Raw genomic sequence first — 18669 nt, 5'->3', positions numbered from 1 at the left:
CTCAGCAACTGATACAAACGGCGTGCGAGATACAGAGAGTGGGTTCAGCACGCCCTGTTGGAGCGATATTGAGTCAGTTGCTCGTAGATGTCCCAGCCTTTGTCACTGATATGGCCGATTAGCAGCAGTTGCTTTCGTCAGGATTCCACACACACGCATTCCCAGTCGTCAAGCTGTTTTCCTCGATGTATGCGGAGAGACACGCATAGTTGCAGAAGTACTCGGGGGAGCCGCAGTCGTTGTCACAGTCACGGACACAGATTGGGTCGTGGTCGAAAATACGCGACTCACAGTACACACAAAGCTCGTCTGCGTCGGGAATTGCAACGGTCGTGGACATACCGAAAGTAGGGAGAGTGCTATGGAAAGCGTTTCGTAAAATCAGGATTGTCCCATGATTGACTCGCGCCATCTATACAGCAGTGCCTCTTCCACCTTCTCGATGCTCATCACTACTGATGTGACCGATACAGAGAATAGGTTTAGCAGAAAAGACTGGGCCTGTCAACCGATTCACGCCACGGATTCGACACCGAGAATCTCGAAGCGAGCACCACCTGTCTCGCTCTCGGTCACCTGAATCGTCCACCCATGTGCAGTGACCATTTCGGCGACAATAGCGAGCCCAAATCCGGTTCCCTCCTCACGGGTTGTATATCCCGGCTCGAACACGGAGTCACCATCGCCCTCGGGGATACCGGGCCCATCGTCGAACACGTAGAACCCCGGTTTGTCAGACAGCGCCCCAACGGTAACCGTCACGTCTGGGCCGCCGTGGTCCAGTGCGTTCCGAAACAGGTTTTCGAAGAGTCGTTTCAGCCGTGCGGGGTCCGCTTTGAACGCCAAGTCATCATCGACCCGTAATTCGGCAGTGTCCGTCTCGACCATCTCCCAGCTCCCCTTTGCGACCGACGAGAGAGACACGGCGTCCCACTGCTCAACCGGTTGTCCCTCACGGGCAAGGGTGAGAATTTGGTTTATCAGGTCGTCCATCCGGGTCAGCGCCCGCTCAACAGCCTCTGCGTTCTCATTATCTGCCGCCATCACAACCTCCTCACGAAGTAACTCGAACCGACCTGTGGCCACATTGAGTGGGTTTCGGAGGTCGTGGCTCACTAAACTGGCAAACTGTTCGAGACGTTCATTCTGACGCTCTAACTCCTCGCGGTACCTCTCACGGTCGGTCACATCGGTGAGTACGATAGTTCGACCGAGTCCGGATTTCACCGTCCCATATGGCGTCTCCGTCACACGGTAATACCGCGTAGAGCCCTCCTGCTGCACCTTCAGAATCGGATTATCGCTGTCAAGGCAGTCGGCCACTTGCGGGAGTGACGTCTCCAGATGAGCACCCTCTGCACCGTCGATCTCGGGAAACAGGGTCAGCGCAGCACGATTCGTGTCCCGAATGTAATTGTCCACGTCAAGTGCGATAACTGGTGTGTCCCGTTCGGCGGCCAGTTGGACGGCCTCGAACTGGTCGATGTAGACGAATGCGACACCAACAGCGAAGACGGCGACCCCCAGCGGCTCGTAGGTGATGTCGATGAGGTAGGGCGTGGTGTACCCAACAAGATCCAACACGACGGGAAGGCCAGTGATCCCAACGAGAGCAAAGAGTGCCCGTGTGTCAAGGTCGATTTGCGTGAACAGTTCCAGGAGCATGAAGTAACCGACAAAGGCGAGCGCGTACGAGAGCCCCATCGCGGTCCAGTGTAGTGGCCCCGTATATACGGATAGATGAGGGAACGGGGTAGCGACGACTGTTGTTGTGAAGTATTCGCGGTGGAGGGGATTAGTGACCTTCACCGCGACGAGTGCGATGTAGACGGCGATAGCGAGGCGACGATATGTTGGGTTTCGGTGGTATGTACGGCCGGTGTATGCAGAACAGAAGTACAGCCATGCTCCGACTGCGGCGAGACCTAGCACCAGTCCGAGGGTATACCACCCGAGTTTGAGTGATGTTGTCGGGGAGACCAGAAAACCGACGTGAGCAGCTGCCCACCCGCCACTCGTCAATAAAAGCGCCCACAACCCTTGTCGCGTGTCTGAGTCAGTGATATGGTGAAGTCGTGTGAGGCTTGCAAAACAGGTGAGTGCGGCAATCAAAAACACACCAACATAGAGCAAAAAGAGCGGAGATGCTGGTAAGACTGCCATAGCGGATGTATTAGAGGCGTGAATATCACTCTGGCGTCATAGATTTGCTGGGTCTTGATAGCCTGCGAGATACGCGCGCTGTATTCAGCACGGCCTCAGAAAACTACCAGATGATGAGTATTTTAGCAGGGCCAACTAGGAGCAGGTCTGGCTCGCCGTCTCGAAGGGTGATTCTCCGGTCGGAATGCGCAGCTCCTGTTGGTCTCCGACTCGCTTGGCCAGCTTCTGTTTCAGGTACTGTCTCGCCGTCGACGGCGTGAAGACGCCTTTGTCGAGCATATCGCCGACGACGTCTTTGAGGGCCGCGAACTGTCCCTGCAGGTGGCCGTCGCCGACCGGCTCGCCGTCGTACCAGCGCACCGTCGCGAGCGCGCCGTTCCCGACCGTCTCCCCCTGTTCGACTGTCTCCGAATCGTACTGGAGGCCGAACCACAGCGTCCGGTAGGCGGTCACCTCGAACGTCGTCGACACCACGAAGAACGCCTCGTGGTGGAGGTAGTCGAGGTGGTCAGCGACGATCTCGTCGAGGGTGAGCCCGGTGGCACGGGGCTTCGGCTCGACGACCGTCGACGGTCGATCCTCATCGGCGAGGTAGCCGTCGACGGCGTCTGCCTCGAGGCCATCGGCCAACTCCGACAGCAGCTGTTTCGCCCACTTCGAGTCGGTATCTTCGCTACCGAACGGTGTTTCGGCCGTGATACGGTGCTTCAGTTTCAGGTTTGCAGCACCCCAGTGAGAGTAGTGGAGCGTGTACTGGCCATCGGTACGTTCGTACGCAACAAGTGCGCGGTGTCCCATGATTCAATCACCTTACGAGGCGATGCTTGTGCTGTGTCGCCCCGCACCCCTCCCGGGGACGAACAACGCTACTCGTCGATCGGGTCGGGGGAACTGAGGTCCGCGTGGAGGACTTCGCCGTCGCGAACGACGTACCGCTTCGCCAGCACCGGGAATCGGCATTTCGTGAAACCGGCCGTCTGGATATCGAATTCTTCGTTCGGTTCGAGATGGTCAGCGAGCGACCGGAGGAACTCGTGAGTTACGATGCCGCCCTCGTAGTCCGGGAGGCCGCTCTCCCGTGCCTCGTATACCTCGAAGTCGTCGCACCCCCAGATAGTGAGCTCGCCCTCCTCCGTGACCTCCCAGTCGAGCGTCCCAAAGCAGTAGTTCTCACAGAGCTCGCGGACTGCCTGCGGATTCGATACGATTGCGCCGGTCGACGTCGTCGCAGCTTGTAGTGTGGCCATGTCTGGATTTCGCGGGGAAGCCCCCGCACCCCTTCGGGGGGCGACAAAATAGGCTCAGCAGCCCTCTGTAACCGGGCCGGAGACGCCGTTACGTGTCTGCTCGGGCGTCTGTTCCGTCGCCGTCGGCTGGTCTAGTGAGAAGGCTCACCTCTTCCAGGAGAGCTCTTGCTCTCTCGACTCGTTCCTGATCTGCATCGTCCAGTCGGTCGATATCTAGACGATTCAGGTTACTGAGCACGCAATGCATCCGGTAGCCTTGTTTGAACTCTTGCTCCATCGGAAGCGCCTCACCGCTCGCCGGCGCAGATAGACTCCCCATCGAGACTGGCGCCGGAGTTAAAGGAGATCACGGTATTAACCAACGAAACTCGGAGGCATCTGTAGAGATGTTGGTTAATCGACGCCCAGCACTGGAGCTACTCGAGACTGGGTCCGTAGCGAGCCGAACCACACACCCGGCACTCCCAGATCGGTTGGCCCGTCCACGCCGCAGCCGGGACCGACTCGTGGATCTTGAACTGGTGGTCGGTCGCCCGTCCACAGGCTTGACAATCGAGATCCTGACTCGTAGGTACCAACGACACCTGACTATTAGTCTTATCCTCCCGAGCGGATTCGGTCAGCGCCATCGCTGGAACCAGCCACACCGCATCGTCGGCGTCGTCGAGGACCGCGTTGAGACGCGACGCGTCGCGGATGCCGTCCCCATGCTGGTCGTAGAGCCGCCTTGGGGCCTGCTCCTGACGCTCCGACGCTCCCTGCTCGTGCCACCCAGCCCCGTCACGGGCGGCACTGAGAAGCTGCTCTCCCTCTTCCGACGACACCTGTACCGCGTCGGGGAGTGAGGGCCATTGCTCGACCAGCTGGCGCGCCGGCGCCTCGTCGAGATCGTAGATGAGGGTGTAGTCGTCGACGGCCGGCTCCGCCTCGTTGGCGGAGAGAAGGTTCGCCGCGGCACCACCCTTTGCGACGGCGCCGTAGAACGTGGTCGACTCGACGATCAGGTGGACGATACCGAGGAACGTCGTCGACGCTGTCTCGTTCGTGCTTGTGGCGCCACTCCCGAGATGGTTGGTGAGACAGAACCGGCATTTCGTCTGGCCGTCTGGGACTGACGCCCCACAGGAACGACACTCGCCGTCGGTTACCGTCGGTGCATCAGGGTAGCCACCAGAGCTCGTCGCGACGCGTTGCCGCCGGGGGGTACCCTCACACTCGTCGCCCAACCTCGTATCCGGAATGTGGGACGCCTCGCCGGTCGGCCGCAGTTCCTCGAAGTCAGAATATCGGTTGTACATCGATTGGCTCGTAGCTTTTGTCGGTATCGTATTTCAACGTCCGGACGCCTTCGCTCGCAACGCACTCTTGATTATACGAGAGCGTACAAACATATATGGGAGTTCAGCGCCAACACTGTCGTAAGAGGTGTCAAACATGTCCGAATCCTCGCCAGACGGCGTTCAGTCGTGGGCTGCGTCGATGAGCGCCCGTGACCGTATTCGAGCAGTCGCCGAGACACTCCGCGAACCCCGTTCAGTCAACTGGATCAGCGAACAGGCCGACGCCGCTTGGAGTACGACCAACGAGGAACTTCAGGATCTTGTCGACCAAGGCCAGCTGCGTCGCGTCGAAGCCGGTGAGACGACGCGCTACCAGCCGGACTACACGCGACTGCTCTTCGAGGAGATCCGGACGCTCATCGAGGCAAACACGCGCGAGGAGCTGCGGAGCGAATTGGCCGCGATCACCAAGGAGATCGAGGAGTGGCAGGCAACCTTCGATGTCGAGACGTGGGAGGAGCTCGAACAGTCGCTCGCCGACGGCGACCTCACAAGTTCCGATCTCCACGAGCGCCGTGACGTGATCACACGGTGGGAGGAGAATCTGGAAGACCGTCGCCTCATCAAGCACGCGTTGGCGCTCTACTCGGACGTCGAAGCCGCTCGCGAACAGCAGATCAACGTGGCTGATCGCGTCATAAACTAATTCTTGTGATCTTCGAACTTGCGGGCGTCATCGAGGGCGACACAGCTACTTGCAAGACTGCTCATCTATCTTTTCCTGGAGTTCGACCGCGGCCTTCTCGAAGTGTTCCGCGAGGAACGGTGTTCCCGACACCGCCCGCTCGGTGAGAAATGCGACGGCGTCAGTGACCGCATCAGCGTCGCGTTCCGTAGCTGCGACACAGTCAACATATCCGTCGAGTGCCCGACTAAATGCACGCGAGAAATGGTCGTACGCACCGTCAACGCGCTCCATGTTCTCGTCGAGTGACTCGGTGAGTGCCCGGTAGACGGTTGCCGCCGACGCGGCCCGCCCCTGCTCGCGATGCTCGTTTGCGAGATCGAACCACTGCGTGAAGTCGATGGGCTCGAAGACGACGTGGTACTCAGGGTTCGTCTCTTCGAACCGCCGGTCGATCGAAGTGCGAAGCTCGTCGACCGACTGTCTCATCGGCTCGCCGACGCGGGCGAGAAACCGATCGCGGAGATCCGTATCGGTCGCGAGTTCATCACGCAGGAACGCGCGCAGTTCGTCGGCGTCGGCGCCACCGAGTGCGGCATCGAGTCGATCGCCGTTGTCTGACGGTGGGTCGTCGACACACCGAAGCAACACGGCGACAACGTGCTTACACGCACCCGGCCCGTCGTACGGACAATCGCACCACGGGGCAAACCCGCCAGTGGCGAGGTCAACACGAACATCGTACTGACGGCTGCCACTCACGACGGCGGTTACGGTGGTGTCGACGCGGTGAATCTCGTGGATACGTCCCTCAGCAAGATATCGTTCGCCCCGTTCGAAGACTGCGTCCGTGCAGATGTCCCGAACCGCGTCCTCGGTTACGTCCATTTTTACGGTGGGTTTGGCGCACTATTCAGCCGATCCAATGTATCAACCTCGTACGCTGCTCGCCACACTGCGTGGACAGCACGCGTCACGAGTGAGACCTCGGTCACGTCGATACAGGACGGCTCGGCGGCCGTCGTCGCGGCCTCGGGTGGCGGATGGAAGTGGATCTCGGGTGAGTGTGTATTCGGGTGGCGATCGAAGCGCCAGTTGACGTCGTCACTATCGACGTAGTGAAACGAATACATCCCCAGTTCGCTCCACTGAATATCGAACCGCGCGCTGGTGGCGTCGCCGAGGCCGTCGCTGAGCGTGATCCGGAGTTCTGTGGGTGCGACGACGTCATCGTACGACGTTTCATCGACCAAGGGCTCAAGTTCGATCCAGAGATCACGAATCCGCTGGAGCGCCGGGAGATAGATCGGTCCGAACTCGCCGGCGCGGTCGTCCCCACTCATACAGCGAGCTGGTGACTGGCCTCGTCGTAGGCGAGTGCGGCTTGGGCGACAGCGAGATTCTGCCGTGTCGTGCGCCACGCGGTGAGGTCGTCCCAGCCCTCCGCCTCGTCGCCGTCGAGTTGCTGGGCGAGTTCTTCCGGTGACACCACGTCGTAGCTGTCTTCGTAGCGCCGGATCTCGGCTTTCATGTCCCGGATGCTGTCAAGCAACTCCGGCCGAGTGACTTCCTCGCGCAGCTCACGGATCCGGGACATCAAGATCCGGTCGCTATCTCGCCTATACAGCGTTGTTTGGCCGTCTTGGTCCGTCTCGGCGAACCCGGTGTTCACGAGCGACTTGCAGTGTCGACGGGCCGTTGGCTCGCTCACGAGGGCGCGGTCGGCAATCTCGGCGGCCGACTGCCCGTCGTGGGTCTGTTCGACGATCTCGTACACCCGCTCGAACGGCGTGGTCTCCGCTTTCCAGTCTGCCTTGACCTGCTTGTTGATGTCGTCCCACGTCTCGGTCATACTAGGTGCTACGCAGTTGAGAAACAAATAGTTTCCTGAGGAAAACATCTCAAGGTAGTTGTTGTACAGGTGCGTTGTCAGGCTACACGCTCCTCTAACGTCTCGTGATGCGTCCGAACTGTGGTTGGCGTGACGTTTCCTGTCTCCGCGACGTCGCTTTGCGTCACCCAGTACCCCAGTTCCTCCCCCGCTTTGTAGAGGCAGGCCGCTGCGAACCCGGCTGGATGGACGCCCGCCGTGAGACCGCTCTCTTCGGCCTGTTCTGCAAGTGTTCGAGCCCGTTGTCGGATCTCGTCTGGACATTCGAGGTCCGAGGCGAGGCGTGGCACGAACTTACCGGGAGAGACGGGCTTGGCAGGGAGCCCCAGCTCTTCGTTCAGCGTTTTGTACGCATTCGTGACCCGTGACTCCACGACGCGGGCCATCTCGCTGACCTCGCCCACCAATCGCGAGAGGCCGTTACATCGACACGCGCCGTACACGCTCGCTGCGGCGATCGCCTCGATGGATCTGCCACGCAGCAGATTTTCATTCTGTGCGCTCCGGAACAGCTGACACGCCTGATCGCGCACCGAATTGGAGAGTTCGAGAGCACCCGAAATCCTTCGAACTTCGCCTAGGCCGTGTGCGAGGTTTCGCTCGGCTTTTGACTGGAACCGACCGCGACTTTGTTCTCGTCGCATTCGGGATAGTCGCTGGTGTTTTTGCCCAGAGAGGTTGTTCCCGTTCGCATCTTTCCCGCGACCGATCTCCGTCGAGAGGCCTCGGTCATGCCGTGCCGCAGTCAGTGGAGCGCCCGTCCGCTTTCGCTGGTCCTGATCGTGAGTTCTCCATTCAGGACCGTGATCGATTCGTTGTTCGTCAATAACGAGTCCACAGTCCTCACAGATCGTTTCGATCGCGTTGGTAGTGACCCGGCCATCACACTCCGGACATGGGTTTGTGCTGGAGTTTGTCTGGACGTCCTCGTCGAAGCCCGTTTCGTAGATATCTCTAGTTGCCATCGGTAGTTTGTGAGGTGTATTGTCTACACCTCTCACCCCTGGGGGAGATAAACAGCCGCGGACAGAGCGGTGTGTGGCGATTTGCTGGGCTACTGGAGGAGGTCTCTACGACCTGTCCGCACACACTCCCAGCAGGGAAAATCGTTGGACAGCCCATCACAATCGCACTGCGTTGTATCTCCGGTATCGGATTGGTCTCCTTGTCGCTCTCCATCCGTTACAACGCCGCTGTCGGTGATAGCTTGTGTCTTCTTCACAATGTCTAGAATTTGAGGTCGGATCGCAACGGCGACGCGGTGCTTACATACACCATCATACACTGCGTCAGCGGGACACTCACAAGCTGCTGGGACGCCGTCGACAACAGTGACGCGGTATTCATGATCTGCTGGATTTTGATGACTTTCGTTACGAACACGGATGTCACCATCTAGAAGAGAAAATTCGAAGGCTTCGTACTGAGCGCGTTTGAGTACACGATTCGTTGGTTCGAGACTGTCGAGTAGGGTTATCGCCATTATGTGTCGCGGCGACTGGTGCGCCGCACCCTTCGGTGCGCAAACAAACTCTCAGTAACTCACAGGTTGACCCGTTGTCAAGGTCGTGGCTGCGCGCGCAGCGGAGTCCTCGTGAGCATCGTGAACGAGGGCACGGGAGACGAGCGAATGCGAGTCTCACGGAGCGAGCACGGAGCGGAGGGTGGGGCGGCGGGGTTTGGGTCGGTCCGGCACGTAGCAAAAAAGAAGTATGCGACGACCGGCTACTCCCACCACCGACCGCGCTCGGAGAATTCGATCCTGCTCCGCCGGTCTCAATAAGAGTCTCTGTCCATCAATAATCAGCGCTGGAACGGCCGTGCTAGCCGCCGCAAAATGCGCTTCCCGTTCGAACGGACGAACGCAAGGCCACCGACTTTCGACTCGTCGAGGGCGTACCGTTTGGTAGTATCGCTCGTGTCAGTATCGACTGGATAGATCATCCCGTCGTCAGTACCGAAATCGAGCACTTCACGGATGCGTGACTCGGTCAAATTGCACGCATCGGCGAGTTCGGTGACAGTTTTCGGGCCCTGTTTCAGCTCTTCGACGACGAGGTGAGCGTGGTTCATCACCAGCATCACCTCGCTGGCGCTCATATCGTCGGGTTCGTCGCTACTAGTGCTATCGGCGAAGTCCGCGCGGGCATCGAAGAGGAACCAGACGCCGATAAGCGCGGTCAGCGCCGGGAACCATACTGGACCGCCTGTTCCGGTGGTCGCAGTGAGTTCCCAGCCGAGCCACGCGAGACTGGCGACCGTGATGAACGCGCCGAGGCCAACGCCGACCCAGCGGCTATCGACAGTCGGCGTTTCTCTGAGAATCGAGGTCGCCTCCACGAACGCGAAGCCGAAAGCGATGACGAGTACTGTCTCGACATCTTTGGTGACGCCATAGACGAGGGCGAGAAATGCGATGAGCGAGAGCACGTCTCGGGCCGTGAGCTGTTCGCGGGCGGTGCGACCGAGACTGGAGACCATACGTGTACCACAGTCAGGAGTCCTATTATGCTACTGGTCGAACACATTCTCACTAGCTGGGAGAGTTTGCGAGATACCAAGCGGTGAAGACCTTCCTATATGATGTAGAATGCTACAAAGAACTATCTGGAGTCTGGTGAAGTGGTGTATCTGGACCGTATACACAAGAGGATAGAATTTGCTCAACAGGTGGACAAGACATGAATGAAGATTTATTTGTTCGTGTAGTCGGCGGCTTTGGGACGATAGCAATTCTACTCGTTGCGGTTACAGTAGGCGCTTTGATGAGGAATGATCCTGATGAAATGTTTGCTTGGTCAATGATTTATACAGTCACACTGTCAATAGGTGCGGTTGTACTCGTCTATCGTTTCGGAGATAAAATGGATTCAATGTAATGAGCGATTGAGAGCATATACTGACCACACCCAGTCAGAATGTGTCACTTTCGAAGGATTTCAACAGAGCCGTGTTTTTATGATAGGTATACAGAGTGGCTGTAGTAGCTATATCGTGGACAAATAGGCGTGAATAGTATACGTGCGAGCGCTGTCACGGTTTCTATGTATAGCTAATTTATAAATGGGTATACTAACGGTGCGGATTTTCAGGGCTATTGTGTCACGATCGCGCTGCTGTTACACATCTACTCGAAAATCGAAGCGGCGCGCGACCAGAGATCGAGGGGGCTGACTGGACCATGCGCTATCCCTTTGCTACGGAAGATTGATCGGTATTCAACTGGCCGACGGCGTCAAGTAACCGCGAGTGACCGTTACAGCGACAGGCTCCATAGATGCTTGCTACCGCTATCGCTTCGATAGATCTGCCACGACACAGATCCTCGTTCTGGGCGCTCCGGAAGAGCTGACACGCCTGGTCGCGGACCGAATCGGCAAGTTCGAGGGAACTCGCCAACCGACGCACTTCGCCCAGTCCGTGGGCGAGATTCCGTTCTGCTTTCGACCGCCAGCGACCGCGGGTCTGCTCACGGCGCATCCGCGCGAGTCGCCGTCGCTTCTGCCCAGAGATCTTGTTCCCCTTCGCGTCGGTGCCGCGACCAATCTCAGTACTTCACAAAGCCGCTTAGTTAGAACGTCTGCTTGCTGAAGGTGTGTCTAAAACCAAACAAGCAGACGGTGAGATCCACGAGGACCAGCTTCTTAACTTTCTCGTCAACCGCCTTGACGAGGAAGTTTCGCTCTCGTTAGCCAATAACGCTGAAATCACTGCTGAAGACATCTATGAGGTCCTCGTCGGCGCTTGCGCCGACGGGACCTCTGTCTCTACGCTCTGTGCGTCGAGCCAGAACTCACCCGCTGGGAACACGGTCCTCTACCATCTTCGGACGAAGTTCGAGCCGGAACGGCTCGAACGAGTCGCTAACACGCTCCTGCGAAAGGATCTCGATGAATTGCTCCCCGAACAGGTGGAGGTCGTTTCAGACCTCCACCTGCGGCCCTACTATGGAGACGAAGACGACACCGACGGTCTCTATCACTCCCAAGCGAAGCGTGGAACCACCGCATTCCACGCCTACGCCACACTCTACGCGCGTGTGAAGAACAAACACTACACGCTGGCGGTGCGCCGTCTGACCGACGGCGACACCGCCAGCAGTGTCCTCGCCGAGTTTCTTGGTCTCCTTGACGGCCTTGACCTCGACGTCAAGGCCGTCTATCTTGACCGCGAATTCTACGACAGCAAGTGTTTGACGCTGCTTCAGGCGCATAACCACGCCTACGTCATGCCGGTCGTCCGCTGGGGAAAGACGATCAAGCAAGAACTCTCGGAAGGCTGGAGTCGCGTGATTCAGCACGACATGACGGCGAAACTCGACGGTCACAGCTGGACCGTCGAGTTTCCTGTCTACATCGACTGTACCTACCAGAATGGGCGGTACGACGACCATGGTGTGGCGCGTCACGGCTACGCCGCTGACGCGCCGTTCATCGACTCACCACGAGACGCTCGATACCACTACGCGAAACGCTTCGGTATCGAGGCGAGCTACCGACTTTCCGAGCAAAGTATTGCGACGACCTCGACACAGAATCCGGTCGTCCGGTTGCTGTACGTTGTGGTAAGCCTGCTGTTACAGAACGTCTGGCGGTATCTGCACTGGGAGTACGTGGCGACGCCCCGCCGAGGCGGGCGTCGCCTCTGGCAGTGGTCGTTCAAGGAGTTCATCAACATGATCCAACGGGCAGCGTGGACGGCCCTCGCGGTGCGTCGGGCCGTCCCCGCAAACCGGCCACCGGACGACCGGTTTAGCCGGTAATCACCAGCCAGACAGCCTCCAGCGGGAGTGGCGACGCTGTCGCGTCGGCGGCAGCCGCCGCCGACAGCGACAGCTCTCGGTCGGTTCGTCGAAGATTCTCTCGTTGAGACCGTCAGTGCAACCGCTCCGCCACAGAACTCAGGCTTCAGAAACAGCTAGCCGAGGATGCTTTGTGATGTACTGACGCTATGTTAATCGCGGAAGGGTGGGATGAGATTGAACGCTGCCGCGGCCAGCAGGCAAGAAACAATAACGAACCCTCCGCTGATAGCCATTGAGGAACCGATGTAAACTCCTCTCACACCAATGAAGAGCGCTAAAAGAGAAAATCCAAGGAGGGAAACGGTTCCAATAGCATCTAACACACCGTCCCTGACAGCATTTCGGGACATCTCCACATTCTCATCTCGACTCATTTCGGTCGTCCCACCGTCCGTTTCAATATCGGGAACCATCTCTTTGAGATGAGGTGAGATAACCCATAAGTCTGTTTCTGTCGAGAGTTTGGGAGAGATTCTACTTTGGTCATTGGATACCCTATATTGAACGTTCAGAGTGCCTTGTCGATGTTGTGAGTGAGACAGCCGACAACGAGTTCACGAAACTGCTTCCACCAACGTCGTGAGCGGACGAATTCGCCATATTTCCGTTTAATACGAGAGTTCACCGTCTCGTTCTGACTCCGTTGCCCGTGGATGTCGGCGTCCAGCCGAACGTTCCACGCCTTGTGAAGCGACGAAAATCCTCGATGCTTGATGACCGGACGAACACCATCTTCACGGGCTAACGTGCGAATCTTCTGGTCGTCATATCCCTTGTCACCGAGGAGAATCGTTACGTCATCCGTATTCCGCCTGATTAGCGAAGGTGCGATCTTCGAGTCGTGCTTTCTGGTCGTCGTCACGTGTAAGTCAATGATTGCATTCACTCTCGTGTCCACGAGAAGTGTAACTTTCAACTGTTGAATCGTCAGCTTCGTTCGTTTCGTGTAGTGCTTAGAGGCGTGACTGCGGTCGAATCCAGAGGCGTCGATCCCGACGACACCGTTGGTCGGGAGAAGCGTGACTGAGAGATTGAGAAGAACCCGCCAAACAGCCATACCAAGGCGGTTAAACGCCTTACACAATGTCGAAGGAGACGGGAGTTCCTCAAGATCGATGGCGCTTCGAATCCGAGGCATCTCGATAAGTTCGTCCAGAAGCGTCCGGTACGTCGTATTCTTCCGAACCTTGAGACAGAGCAGGACGATGTGTTGATGAAGTGTGTACCGCCGTTTCGAGAACTTCGACGAGTAACGAGCGACAGCTCGCCGAGCCAAGTGCATCGCTTGCTCAACGAACCTGAGTAACCGCGACTTCGGGAGAGCTTCCATCCAGTCAGACTACCAAGCGAATCTGTAACTCTCTGAGGATTTCAACAGAGCCACAAATCCGATAATTTGGTTCTGTCATCCCTCCATATAGCGGCACGGCTGCGTTATTCCGAGATTCGATCGCGAAGCACCGTTTCGCCCGGCTTGGTCGTCGCCTCTGTCCCCAACCGGAAGCCAGCGTTTAGTGAGGTGTTGATCCCGGTTTTTGCGCCGTCGCCAACGATCGCACCGAGTTTCCGACGACCGGTATCTACGCGATCGCCCTTAACGGTCATGCGGACGGTTGTATCATCATGCCGGAGGTTTGCGACGTTCGTCCCCGCGCCGAAGTTCACGCCCCGCCCGAGCACGGAGTCGCCAACGTACGAGAGGTGGCCCACTGACGCGTCGGCCATCAACACGCTGTTTTTCACTTCGACGCCGTGGCCGACGTGCGCGTCTGGACCGATCACCGTCGATCCGCGAAGATACGCATTCGGGCCAACCTCTGCACCCTCGCGGATTAGCACCGGGCCCTCGATATACGCACCAGACCGAACCAGTGCACCGTCCTCGACGACGACAGAGCCGTGGAGGTGGACGCCTTTCTCGACGGTGCCGGCGATCGCTTCATCCGAGCCCAGCTCTGTGAGCGCTAGTTCGTTGGCTTCTAGCAACTCCCACGGGCGACCGACGTCGAGCCACGTCCCCACGTAGGGCGCCACGTCAATCCGGTGGCCGTCGTCGAGCAGCAGTTCGATCGTCGTCGTGATCTCGTACTCGCCGCGTTCGCTCTCGGGAGTCCTGTCGATATACTCGAACACCTCGGGCGTAAATGCGTAACAGCCGACGTTCGCGAGATTCGTCGGCGGGTTAGCAGGCTTCTCGACGATTTTCGTGAGCGATCCGTCAGCGGCCGTCGAGAGTACGCCATACGCACGTGGATCGATAACTTCGGTCGCCGCAACCGCGGGCCCGTCAGCGTTGGCGAGTACTCGAGGGAGCGACGCGTCGACAACCACGTCCCCGTTGAGCACGAGGAAGTCGTCGTCCACGACAGGCGCGGCTTGTGCGATGGCGTGAGCCGTCCCCTTCGCTTCTTCTTGCTCGACGTAGGTCACCGGACGATCCCGGTACGATTCACCGATCGACTCACGAATCGCGTCACCGCGATAGCCGGTGACGACGACGAACTCGTCGACGACATCGACTGCAGTGTCGAATACCTGTTCAAGCAGCGAACGATCACCCACAGGAAGAAGCGGTTTTGGACGCCGATCTGTCAAGGGCCGCATGCGGGTCCCGCGGCCGGCCGCGAGCACGACTCCATACATATCTGGAGGCGACGCCGGGCCGGGTTTTATGGGCTGTGATCGCTGTCGGTCCGATCGACGAGGTCTCGGACACCGCTTGTGCCGAACAGATCATGACTGCTCAGGTGGATGGAAAGATGCTTTCGGGCTGTCTCTGTGTGTATGAGAGAATACGCTTGACTGTCGCCGATCATCCGGATCCGGCCGCGAACGAAGTCATCGACGACGCGGACTTTCTCGCCGAACGATCGTCAACGTCGTGACCGAAATATTCCACGGCGCACTCCGCGGCGACCGACCGGCGGCCGGTCCTTGTTGGACGCGCACAGAGATGTGACTAAGACTCCGTCGCCGACCAAGCCGAACGAGCCTACCGGCGCGCCGTCGACGGCGAGTGGTGAACGAGAAATAAGCCCCGCCGGAAGCCACACAAGTTCCGCCCTCAGCCCGAGGGAACCCCCCTACGTCCGCATAATCCACGAAGCAAAGAGCCCCAAGTACAGACGTAGGGGCACCCGCTATGTCTGCGGAATAGTGAACAGTCGATTGTCTCGTTGTCACTCCCTCCCCCACCCCTCATTCCGAGTTTGACATCCTCCCCGCGCTGAAGCGCGAGGATTCCTCCGATAGGGGTTCGGCTACCGACCCACGGAGGCAACTTGCGGGTTCGTGCGCACTTCTTTGGGACTTTCATGAGGGTATGGTTTCCCTGACCATTCGTGGTCGTCCCACTCGAATTGCACGGGCCGTGCCATCGGCCTGACTTCCGTATCGCTGTTTTCTCGAAGGAACGTCTCTGACGCCGTGAGGTCGGCGTGCCCCTCGAATCCACACGGACACGTCAGTGTGTCGCGGTGACGGACCGTCGTCTCGTGGTCGCCACACTCAGGACACGTCTGACTCGTCCACGCTTCCGGCTCGGCTTCGAGAGAGATGCCGTACTCCTCACAGACGCACGCGAGACGGTGGATGAACTTCTTGAACGCCCAGAAGTTGTGCGTCTTCTCGTTCACCCTGACCGACCAGTGCGTGTCCAGCACGTCGGTCAAGTCGCCCACGTATACCGTCGCCAAACCCTCATCGTACAGCCGTTCAACGAGGTCGCGCACCAGCGCGTTCTGTGCGTGGTCACGGCGTTTCGTCCGCTGTCGGTACAGCCGTCGAATCCGTTTGGAACTGTAGCGTCCCTCACGGAGCTTCGACTGTAGGCGAGCGATCTCGTCGGTCGTCTCACGGAACCGTCCGAACAACTCCCGACCGTCGTAGATGTACTGGTTCCCAGTAGTCGTGGAACAGGCGACGAGATTGTTCGCGCCAACGTCGAGGGCGGCTTCGTGAGAAGCCAGTGGTGAATCCAGTCGAGAATCAGGCACGGTGACTGGTTGGAAAGCCCTGAACGTGTCACTCACTTCGTCGTACTCAAGTTCCAGACGGCTCTGTTTGCCATCCCACTTCGGGTTGCCTCGGACTTCGAGGCGGAATCGTTCGTGGTAGCCAAGTCCGTATTCGTCTTTTAACTCTTGCCCGACAGGAATTTCGAGACGCGACCGCTTGCCCCACTGAATCGTGTACTGGTCGTTTCGGATGTAGGTACGGAGTTCGCGTCCCTCCTCCTCGTTGCCCCAGTAAGACGGGGGGTTAGCGTTCTCGCCTTTCTCTTTAAGGGCGAAGAACGACCGCCACGCTTCCGAGTTTTTGCGCGTGACCTGTTGGACGGTCGCGCTTCCGATGACGCCGTTGTACTGTCCACGGTATTCGGAGGTGTCCCACACGTCGCCGTCACCGAAGTAGTTCTGGCGGCGCTCGTAGGTCAGTTCGTTCCACAGGGAAGCGGAGGCGTCGAGTAACCGTAGGAGGCACCCTTTGTCGTTCTCAGTCTGTGGCACGATCTCGAAGGTGTTGACGCGCTTCATTCGTCGCCACCTTCCTGTTCAGCAATGTAGCGTTCGATAGCGTCCTTCGAGGCACTTCCCGCCGTACCGACATAGTACGAGCGAGTCCACTTCACGCGGTCGTCGTAGCGTTGGTTGTACTTCCGCGCCGAGATGCCCTTGACCCAGTTGACAATGAGTGATGGGGCGTTCTTGGGCGGACTCCCAATGAACAGGTGTACGTGGTTGAGCATGACCTCGGACTCGACCAGTTCGAGGTCCTTATCCTCACAGATTTCCGCGAAGATGGTTTCGAGACGTTCCTTCGTCTTCCCCGTCAGGTGCGAACGCCGATGCTGAGCGGAACCCTGTTCCGCGAGGTCAGCGGAACCTTCGCTCCCACCCAATTTCGGCACGAATACTATGTGGTAATAGAGCTCGTATTTCGCGTGACGGGTACTCTTTACCATCTATGTATACTATCGTAGTCAGACGCCTTAAAGATTGCGTTGGAACCCCGTCTATGCCATCGTTGGCGGTTGAATGCTGTTGGTCGGCTTCATCCCCGCCCCGAATGGCGAGGCTTTCTCCTTGAATCTCCGTAACTCGCAGGTCTGTACACCGTTCGTCCCCGCTCGAGGAAGCAGGACGACTCCGATCACCCGTCAGTGTGACCACCGTAGACCGGTGACAACACCCGTGCTCGCACAAGCGCTACCAGCCGATCTGCATGTCGTTCTCAGTCGTACAGCGAATGTCGAGGACAGCTGCGACTTTGTCTCGACAACTGCTGTCGTCTTCACTCGCCGTCTGGTGAGGTTCGCTTGCCCGTGAGAGAGTACTACGTCGCACGCCGATACTGTCGAAGAGTTGCTCGACGACCGGTTCGACGCCGACGCGCCCGTGGACGACCAGAACGCGTGGCTCTGGTTCGGCGTCGTCAACGAAGCGTGGTGCGGGCTCGGACGCGGGCGCTGTATGTTCGAGGCCCGGCCCCAGTGAGCTCGCGATCAAGACACCGGCATGGCGTTCGGGTGGGAACACAACGGCCGGACGAGTCGTCCGCTGTTCGACGCCAGTTCAACGATTGATCCCGCTCTCGCCGTCGATGACGCTTCGAACTTCCGCTCGGGTGGTCACCGCAAGGTCACCATCGGTGGTACGTTTTAGCGCCGCCGTCGCTGACCCCCACCGCAGGGCTGCAGGGAGGTCACCACCGCGCAGGCGCTCTGCAATGAAGCCGCCGACAAACGCGTCGCCGGTACCGATCGCGTCGAACGTGTCTGCCTCGAACACGTCCTGCTCGTACATCGATCCGTCGTGCAGCGCGACCGCCCCCTCGAGCCCGCGGGTAACGACCACCGTGTCGAACGCGAACTCCGTGGCGAGACCGTGTGCGATTTCGACGGCGTCGCCCTCGCGGTCGAGCACCTTGCGGGCATCACGTCGAGGAACGAATAGGGTGTCGATGTGCTCGAACAGGTCCTCGTAGGCCGCTCGCGCTGTCTGTGGATCCCAGAGCTTCGACCGGTAGTTCAGGTCGAACGAGCGCGTTGTCCCCGCGTCGCCAGCCCTTTGCAGCAGCGCCGTCGTCGTCTCCGCGGCGGCCTCAGAAAGAGCGGGCGTGATCCCCGTTGTGTGGAACCACTCCGCTTTCTCGACCGCATTCGTCGGGAGTTCATCCGGCTTGACCGTCGTGATCGCCGCGTCGGCCCGGTCGTAGATCACGTTCGTCCCCCGTGGGGAACCGCCGTGTTCGAGGTAGTAGGTCCCCAACCGACTCGCGTCCGGATCCGTCCACGCAATCCCCGGTTGAACCCCGTGGCTCTGAAGCTCGTTCACGATCCGCCGACCGAGCGGCGAGTCGGGGAGTTTCGAGAGCCAGCAGACATCGGTGCCGAGCCGCGCAGCCCCGACTGCGACGTTGCTCTCCGCTCCCCCAGCCTGTACAGCCAGGTCACTGGTCGTCTCCAGCCGCTCGCCGCGCGGTGGCGACAGCCGAAGCATCGTCTCGCCGAACGTGACTAGCTCAGTCATCGAAACCACTCCGCGGCGTGCGCTTCGAACAGATTCATACTCGTTGCTGTCATCGATCGCTTATAAGTA

Annotated in this window: 23 protein-coding genes and 1 pseudogene; 5 read left to right on the top strand and 19 right to left on the bottom strand. The window is 58.8% G+C overall.

From position 1 onward, the window contains the following. Window positions 1-118: 118 nt before the first annotated feature. From HLAC_RS17955 to HLAC_RS14255, 6 genes are all read right to left on the bottom strand, one after another. Window positions 119-340, bottom strand: a complete 222-nt coding sequence (locus tag HLAC_RS17955) for a hypothetical protein (protein ID WP_015911438.1) — start codon at window positions 338-340, stop codon at window positions 119-121. Window positions 341-513: 173 nt separating this feature from the next. Then, entirely contained in the window at window positions 514-2163 is a 1650-nt protein-coding gene (locus HLAC_RS14275) for a sensor histidine kinase (RefSeq protein WP_015911437.1), read from the bottom strand. Between the two features lie 135 nt (window positions 2164-2298). Further along, entirely contained in the window at window positions 2299-2961 is a 663-nt protein-coding gene (locus tag HLAC_RS14270) for a DUF6735 family protein (RefSeq protein ID WP_015911436.1), read from the bottom strand. Between the two features lie 68 nt (window positions 2962-3029). Next, entirely contained in the window at window positions 3030-3410 is a 381-nt protein-coding gene (locus tag HLAC_RS14265) for a hypothetical protein (protein ID WP_015911435.1), read from the bottom strand. Window positions 3411-3498: 88 nt separating this feature from the next. Continuing rightward, window positions 3499-3687: a DUF8012 family protein gene (locus HLAC_RS19585; protein WP_049933880.1), complete on the bottom strand. Its 189-nt coding sequence runs from the start codon at window positions 3685-3687 to the stop codon at window positions 3499-3501. 139 nt (window positions 3688-3826) lie between these two features. Beyond that, entirely contained in the window at window positions 3827-4708 is an 882-nt protein-coding gene (locus HLAC_RS14255) for a biosurfactant protein 1 (protein WP_015911433.1), read from the bottom strand. 136 nt (window positions 4709-4844) lie between these two features. On the opposite strand from HLAC_RS14255, the gene HLAC_RS14250 reads away from it, so the two are divergent. Further along, the gene (locus HLAC_RS14250) at window positions 4845-5396 is read left to right on the top strand and encodes a DUF7342 family protein (protein ID WP_015911432.1); all 552 of its coding nucleotides are present in this window, start codon (window positions 4845-4847) and stop codon (window positions 5394-5396) included. 45 nt (window positions 5397-5441) lie between these two features. Here HLAC_RS14250 and HLAC_RS14245 read toward each other — a convergent pair whose 3' ends face one another. From HLAC_RS14245 to HLAC_RS14225, 6 genes are all read right to left on the bottom strand, one after another. Then, on the bottom strand, window positions 5442-6263 hold the full coding sequence (locus tag HLAC_RS14245) for an SWIM zinc finger family protein (protein WP_015911431.1): 822 nt from the start codon (window positions 6261-6263) through the stop codon (window positions 5442-5444). A 2-nt stretch (window positions 6264-6265) separates the two neighbouring features. Further along, a complete protein-coding gene (locus HLAC_RS14240; RefSeq protein WP_015911430.1) occupies window positions 6266-6718 on the bottom strand; it encodes a toxin-antitoxin system TumE family protein in 453 nt (150 codons plus the stop codon). Next, window positions 6715-7227: a winged helix-turn-helix domain-containing protein gene (locus HLAC_RS14235; protein ID WP_049933801.1), complete on the bottom strand. Its 513-nt coding sequence runs from the start codon at window positions 7225-7227 to the stop codon at window positions 6715-6717. The genes HLAC_RS14240 and HLAC_RS14235 overlap by 4 nt, the downstream gene beginning before the upstream one ends. A 77-nt stretch (window positions 7228-7304) precedes the next feature. Continuing rightward, a complete protein-coding gene (locus HLAC_RS14230) occupies window positions 7305-8231 on the bottom strand; it encodes a transcription initiation factor IIB (RefSeq protein ID WP_015911428.1) in 927 nt (308 codons plus the stop codon). 89 nt (window positions 8232-8320) lie between these two features. Further along, window positions 8321-8749, bottom strand: a complete 429-nt coding sequence (locus HLAC_RS17950) for an SWIM zinc finger family protein (RefSeq protein ID WP_079892122.1) — start codon at window positions 8747-8749, stop codon at window positions 8321-8323. Between the two features lie 320 nt (window positions 8750-9069). Beyond that, on the bottom strand, window positions 9070-9747 hold the full coding sequence (locus HLAC_RS14225) for a helix-turn-helix domain-containing protein (protein ID WP_012659253.1): 678 nt from the start codon (window positions 9745-9747) through the stop codon (window positions 9070-9072). Window positions 9748-9947: 200 nt separating this feature from the next. Here HLAC_RS14225 and HLAC_RS17945 point away from each other — a divergent pair, with 200 nt between their 5' ends. Continuing rightward, complete coding sequence (locus tag HLAC_RS17945; RefSeq protein WP_079892121.1) at window positions 9948-10145, top strand: hypothetical protein; 198 nt, start codon at window positions 9948-9950, stop codon at window positions 10143-10145. A 340-nt stretch (window positions 10146-10485) separates the two neighbouring features. On the opposite strand, the pseudogene HLAC_RS17940 reads toward HLAC_RS17945, so the two are convergent. After that, a pseudogene (locus tag HLAC_RS17940) lies at window positions 10486-10821 on the bottom strand (transcription initiation factor IIB family protein); the annotation flags it as partial. 40 nt (window positions 10822-10861) lie between these two features. On the opposite strand from HLAC_RS17940, the gene HLAC_RS14220 reads away from it, so the two are divergent. After that, entirely contained in the window at window positions 10862-12028 is a 1167-nt protein-coding gene (locus HLAC_RS14220; protein WP_012659252.1) for an ISH3 family transposase, read from the top strand. 191 nt (window positions 12029-12219) lie between these two features. Here HLAC_RS14220 and HLAC_RS17935 read toward each other — a convergent pair whose 3' ends face one another. The 3 genes from HLAC_RS17935 to glmU all read right to left on the bottom strand — a co-directional run bounded on the left by HLAC_RS17935 (window position 12220) and on the right by glmU (window position 14713). Next, complete coding sequence (locus HLAC_RS17935; RefSeq protein WP_012659251.1) at window positions 12220-12483, bottom strand: hypothetical protein; 264 nt, start codon at window positions 12481-12483, stop codon at window positions 12220-12222. Window positions 12484-12578: 95 nt separating this feature from the next. Beyond that, a complete protein-coding gene (locus HLAC_RS14215; RefSeq protein WP_012659250.1) occupies window positions 12579-13400 on the bottom strand; it encodes an IS5-like element ISHla7 family transposase in 822 nt (273 codons plus the stop codon). Between the two features lie 104 nt (window positions 13401-13504). Then, window positions 13505-14713: a bifunctional sugar-1-phosphate nucleotidylyltransferase/acetyltransferase gene (gene glmU / locus HLAC_RS14210; protein WP_012659249.1), complete on the bottom strand. Its 1209-nt coding sequence runs from the start codon at window positions 14711-14713 to the stop codon at window positions 13505-13507. Between glmU and HLAC_RS19335 the strand changes: the two genes are divergently transcribed. After that, window positions 14647-14955: a hypothetical protein gene (locus HLAC_RS19335; protein WP_169304935.1), complete on the top strand. Its 309-nt coding sequence runs from the start codon at window positions 14647-14649 to the stop codon at window positions 14953-14955. The two genes, glmU and HLAC_RS19335, sit on opposite strands and share 67 nt — an antisense overlap. A 375-nt stretch (window positions 14956-15330) precedes the next feature. Here HLAC_RS19335 and HLAC_RS14200 read toward each other — a convergent pair whose 3' ends face one another. Then, a complete protein-coding gene (locus tag HLAC_RS14200; protein ID WP_012659248.1) occupies window positions 15331-16605 on the bottom strand; it encodes an RNA-guided endonuclease InsQ/TnpB family protein in 1275 nt (424 codons plus the stop codon). Continuing rightward, window positions 16602-17033, bottom strand: coding sequence for an IS200/IS605-like element ISHla17 family transposase (gene tnpA / locus HLAC_RS14195; protein ID WP_012659247.1), 432 nt, complete (start codon window positions 17031-17033; stop codon window positions 16602-16604). The genes HLAC_RS14200 and tnpA overlap by 4 nt, the downstream gene beginning before the upstream one ends. 400 nt (window positions 17034-17433) lie before the next feature. On the opposite strand from tnpA, the gene HLAC_RS19835 reads away from it, so the two are divergent. After that, on the top strand, window positions 17434-17565 hold the full coding sequence (locus HLAC_RS19835) for a hypothetical protein (protein ID WP_275039387.1): 132 nt from the start codon (window positions 17434-17436) through the stop codon (window positions 17563-17565). A gap of 78 nt (window positions 17566-17643) precedes the next feature. Here HLAC_RS19835 and kdgK1 read toward each other — a convergent pair whose 3' ends face one another. Next, entirely contained in the window at window positions 17644-18600 is a 957-nt protein-coding gene (gene kdgK1 / locus HLAC_RS14190; RefSeq protein WP_012659246.1) for a bifunctional 2-dehydro-3-deoxygluconokinase/2-dehydro-3-deoxygalactonokinase, read from the bottom strand. Window positions 18601-18669: the final 69 nt, after the last annotated feature.

Origin of the sequence: Halorubrum lacusprofundi ATCC 49239 (assembly GCF_000022205.1) — an archaeon.
Lineage (GTDB): Archaea > Halobacteriota > Halobacteria > Halobacteriales > Haloferacaceae > Halorubrum > Halorubrum lacusprofundi.
The sequence above is the reverse complement of the archived record's forward strand: the minus strand, read 5'-3'. Positions and strand labels throughout refer to the sequence as shown.

What these genes read in the sequence shown, in the direction of transcription:
- tnpA (WP_012659247.1), bottom strand. Translation starts at nt 17,033, where the DNA reads ATGGTAAAGAGTACCCGTCACGCGAAATACGAGCTCTATTACCACATA.
- glmU (WP_012659249.1), bottom strand. Translation starts at nt 14,713, where the DNA reads ATGTATGGAGTCGTGCTCGCGGCCGGCCGCGGGACCCGCATGCGGCCC.
- HLAC_RS14255 (WP_015911433.1), bottom strand. Translation starts at nt 4,708, where the DNA reads ATGTACAACCGATATTCTGACTTCGAGGAACTGCGGCCGACCGGCGAG.
- HLAC_RS14235 (WP_049933801.1), bottom strand. Translation starts at nt 7,227, where the DNA reads ATGACCGAGACGTGGGACGACATCAACAAGCAGGTCAAGGCAGACTGG.
- kdgK1 (WP_012659246.1), bottom strand. Translation starts at nt 18,600, where the DNA reads ATGACTGAGCTAGTCACGTTCGGCGAGACGATGCTTCGGCTGTCGCCA.
- HLAC_RS14215 (WP_012659250.1), bottom strand. Translation starts at nt 13,400, where the DNA reads ATGGAAGCTCTCCCGAAGTCGCGGTTACTCAGGTTCGTTGAGCAAGCG.
- HLAC_RS14250 (WP_015911432.1), top strand. Translation starts at nt 4,845, where the DNA reads ATGTCCGAATCCTCGCCAGACGGCGTTCAGTCGTGGGCTGCGTCGATG.
- HLAC_RS14275 (WP_015911437.1), bottom strand. Translation starts at nt 2,163, where the DNA reads ATGGCAGTCTTACCAGCATCTCCGCTCTTTTTGCTCTATGTTGGTGTG.
- HLAC_RS19585 (WP_049933880.1), bottom strand. Translation starts at nt 3,687, where the DNA reads ATGGAGCAAGAGTTCAAACAAGGCTACCGGATGCATTGCGTGCTCAGT.
- HLAC_RS17950 (WP_079892122.1), bottom strand. Translation starts at nt 8,749, where the DNA reads ATGGCGATAACCCTACTCGACAGTCTCGAACCAACGAATCGTGTACTC.
- HLAC_RS14240 (WP_015911430.1), bottom strand. Translation starts at nt 6,718, where the DNA reads ATGAGTGGGGACGACCGCGCCGGCGAGTTCGGACCGATCTATCTCCCG.
- HLAC_RS14245 (WP_015911431.1), bottom strand. Translation starts at nt 6,263, where the DNA reads ATGGACGTAACCGAGGACGCGGTTCGGGACATCTGCACGGACGCAGTC.
- HLAC_RS14200 (WP_012659248.1), bottom strand. Translation starts at nt 16,605, where the DNA reads ATGAAGCGCGTCAACACCTTCGAGATCGTGCCACAGACTGAGAACGAC.
- HLAC_RS14225 (WP_012659253.1), bottom strand. Translation starts at nt 9,747, where the DNA reads ATGGTCTCCAGTCTCGGTCGCACCGCCCGCGAACAGCTCACGGCCCGA.
- HLAC_RS14230 (WP_015911428.1), bottom strand. Translation starts at nt 8,231, where the DNA reads ATGGCAACTAGAGATATCTACGAAACGGGCTTCGACGAGGACGTCCAG.
- HLAC_RS17955 (WP_015911438.1), bottom strand. Translation starts at nt 340, where the DNA reads ATGTCCACGACCGTTGCAATTCCCGACGCAGACGAGCTTTGTGTGTAC.
- HLAC_RS14265 (WP_015911435.1), bottom strand. Translation starts at nt 3,410, where the DNA reads ATGGCCACACTACAAGCTGCGACGACGTCGACCGGCGCAATCGTATCG.
- HLAC_RS17935 (WP_012659251.1), bottom strand. Translation starts at nt 12,483, where the DNA reads ATGGTTCCCGATATTGAAACGGACGGTGGGACGACCGAAATGAGTCGA.
- HLAC_RS17945 (WP_079892121.1), top strand. Translation starts at nt 9,948, where the DNA reads ATGAATGAAGATTTATTTGTTCGTGTAGTCGGCGGCTTTGGGACGATA.
- HLAC_RS14270 (WP_015911436.1), bottom strand. Translation starts at nt 2,961, where the DNA reads ATGGGACACCGCGCACTTGTTGCGTACGAACGTACCGATGGCCAGTAC.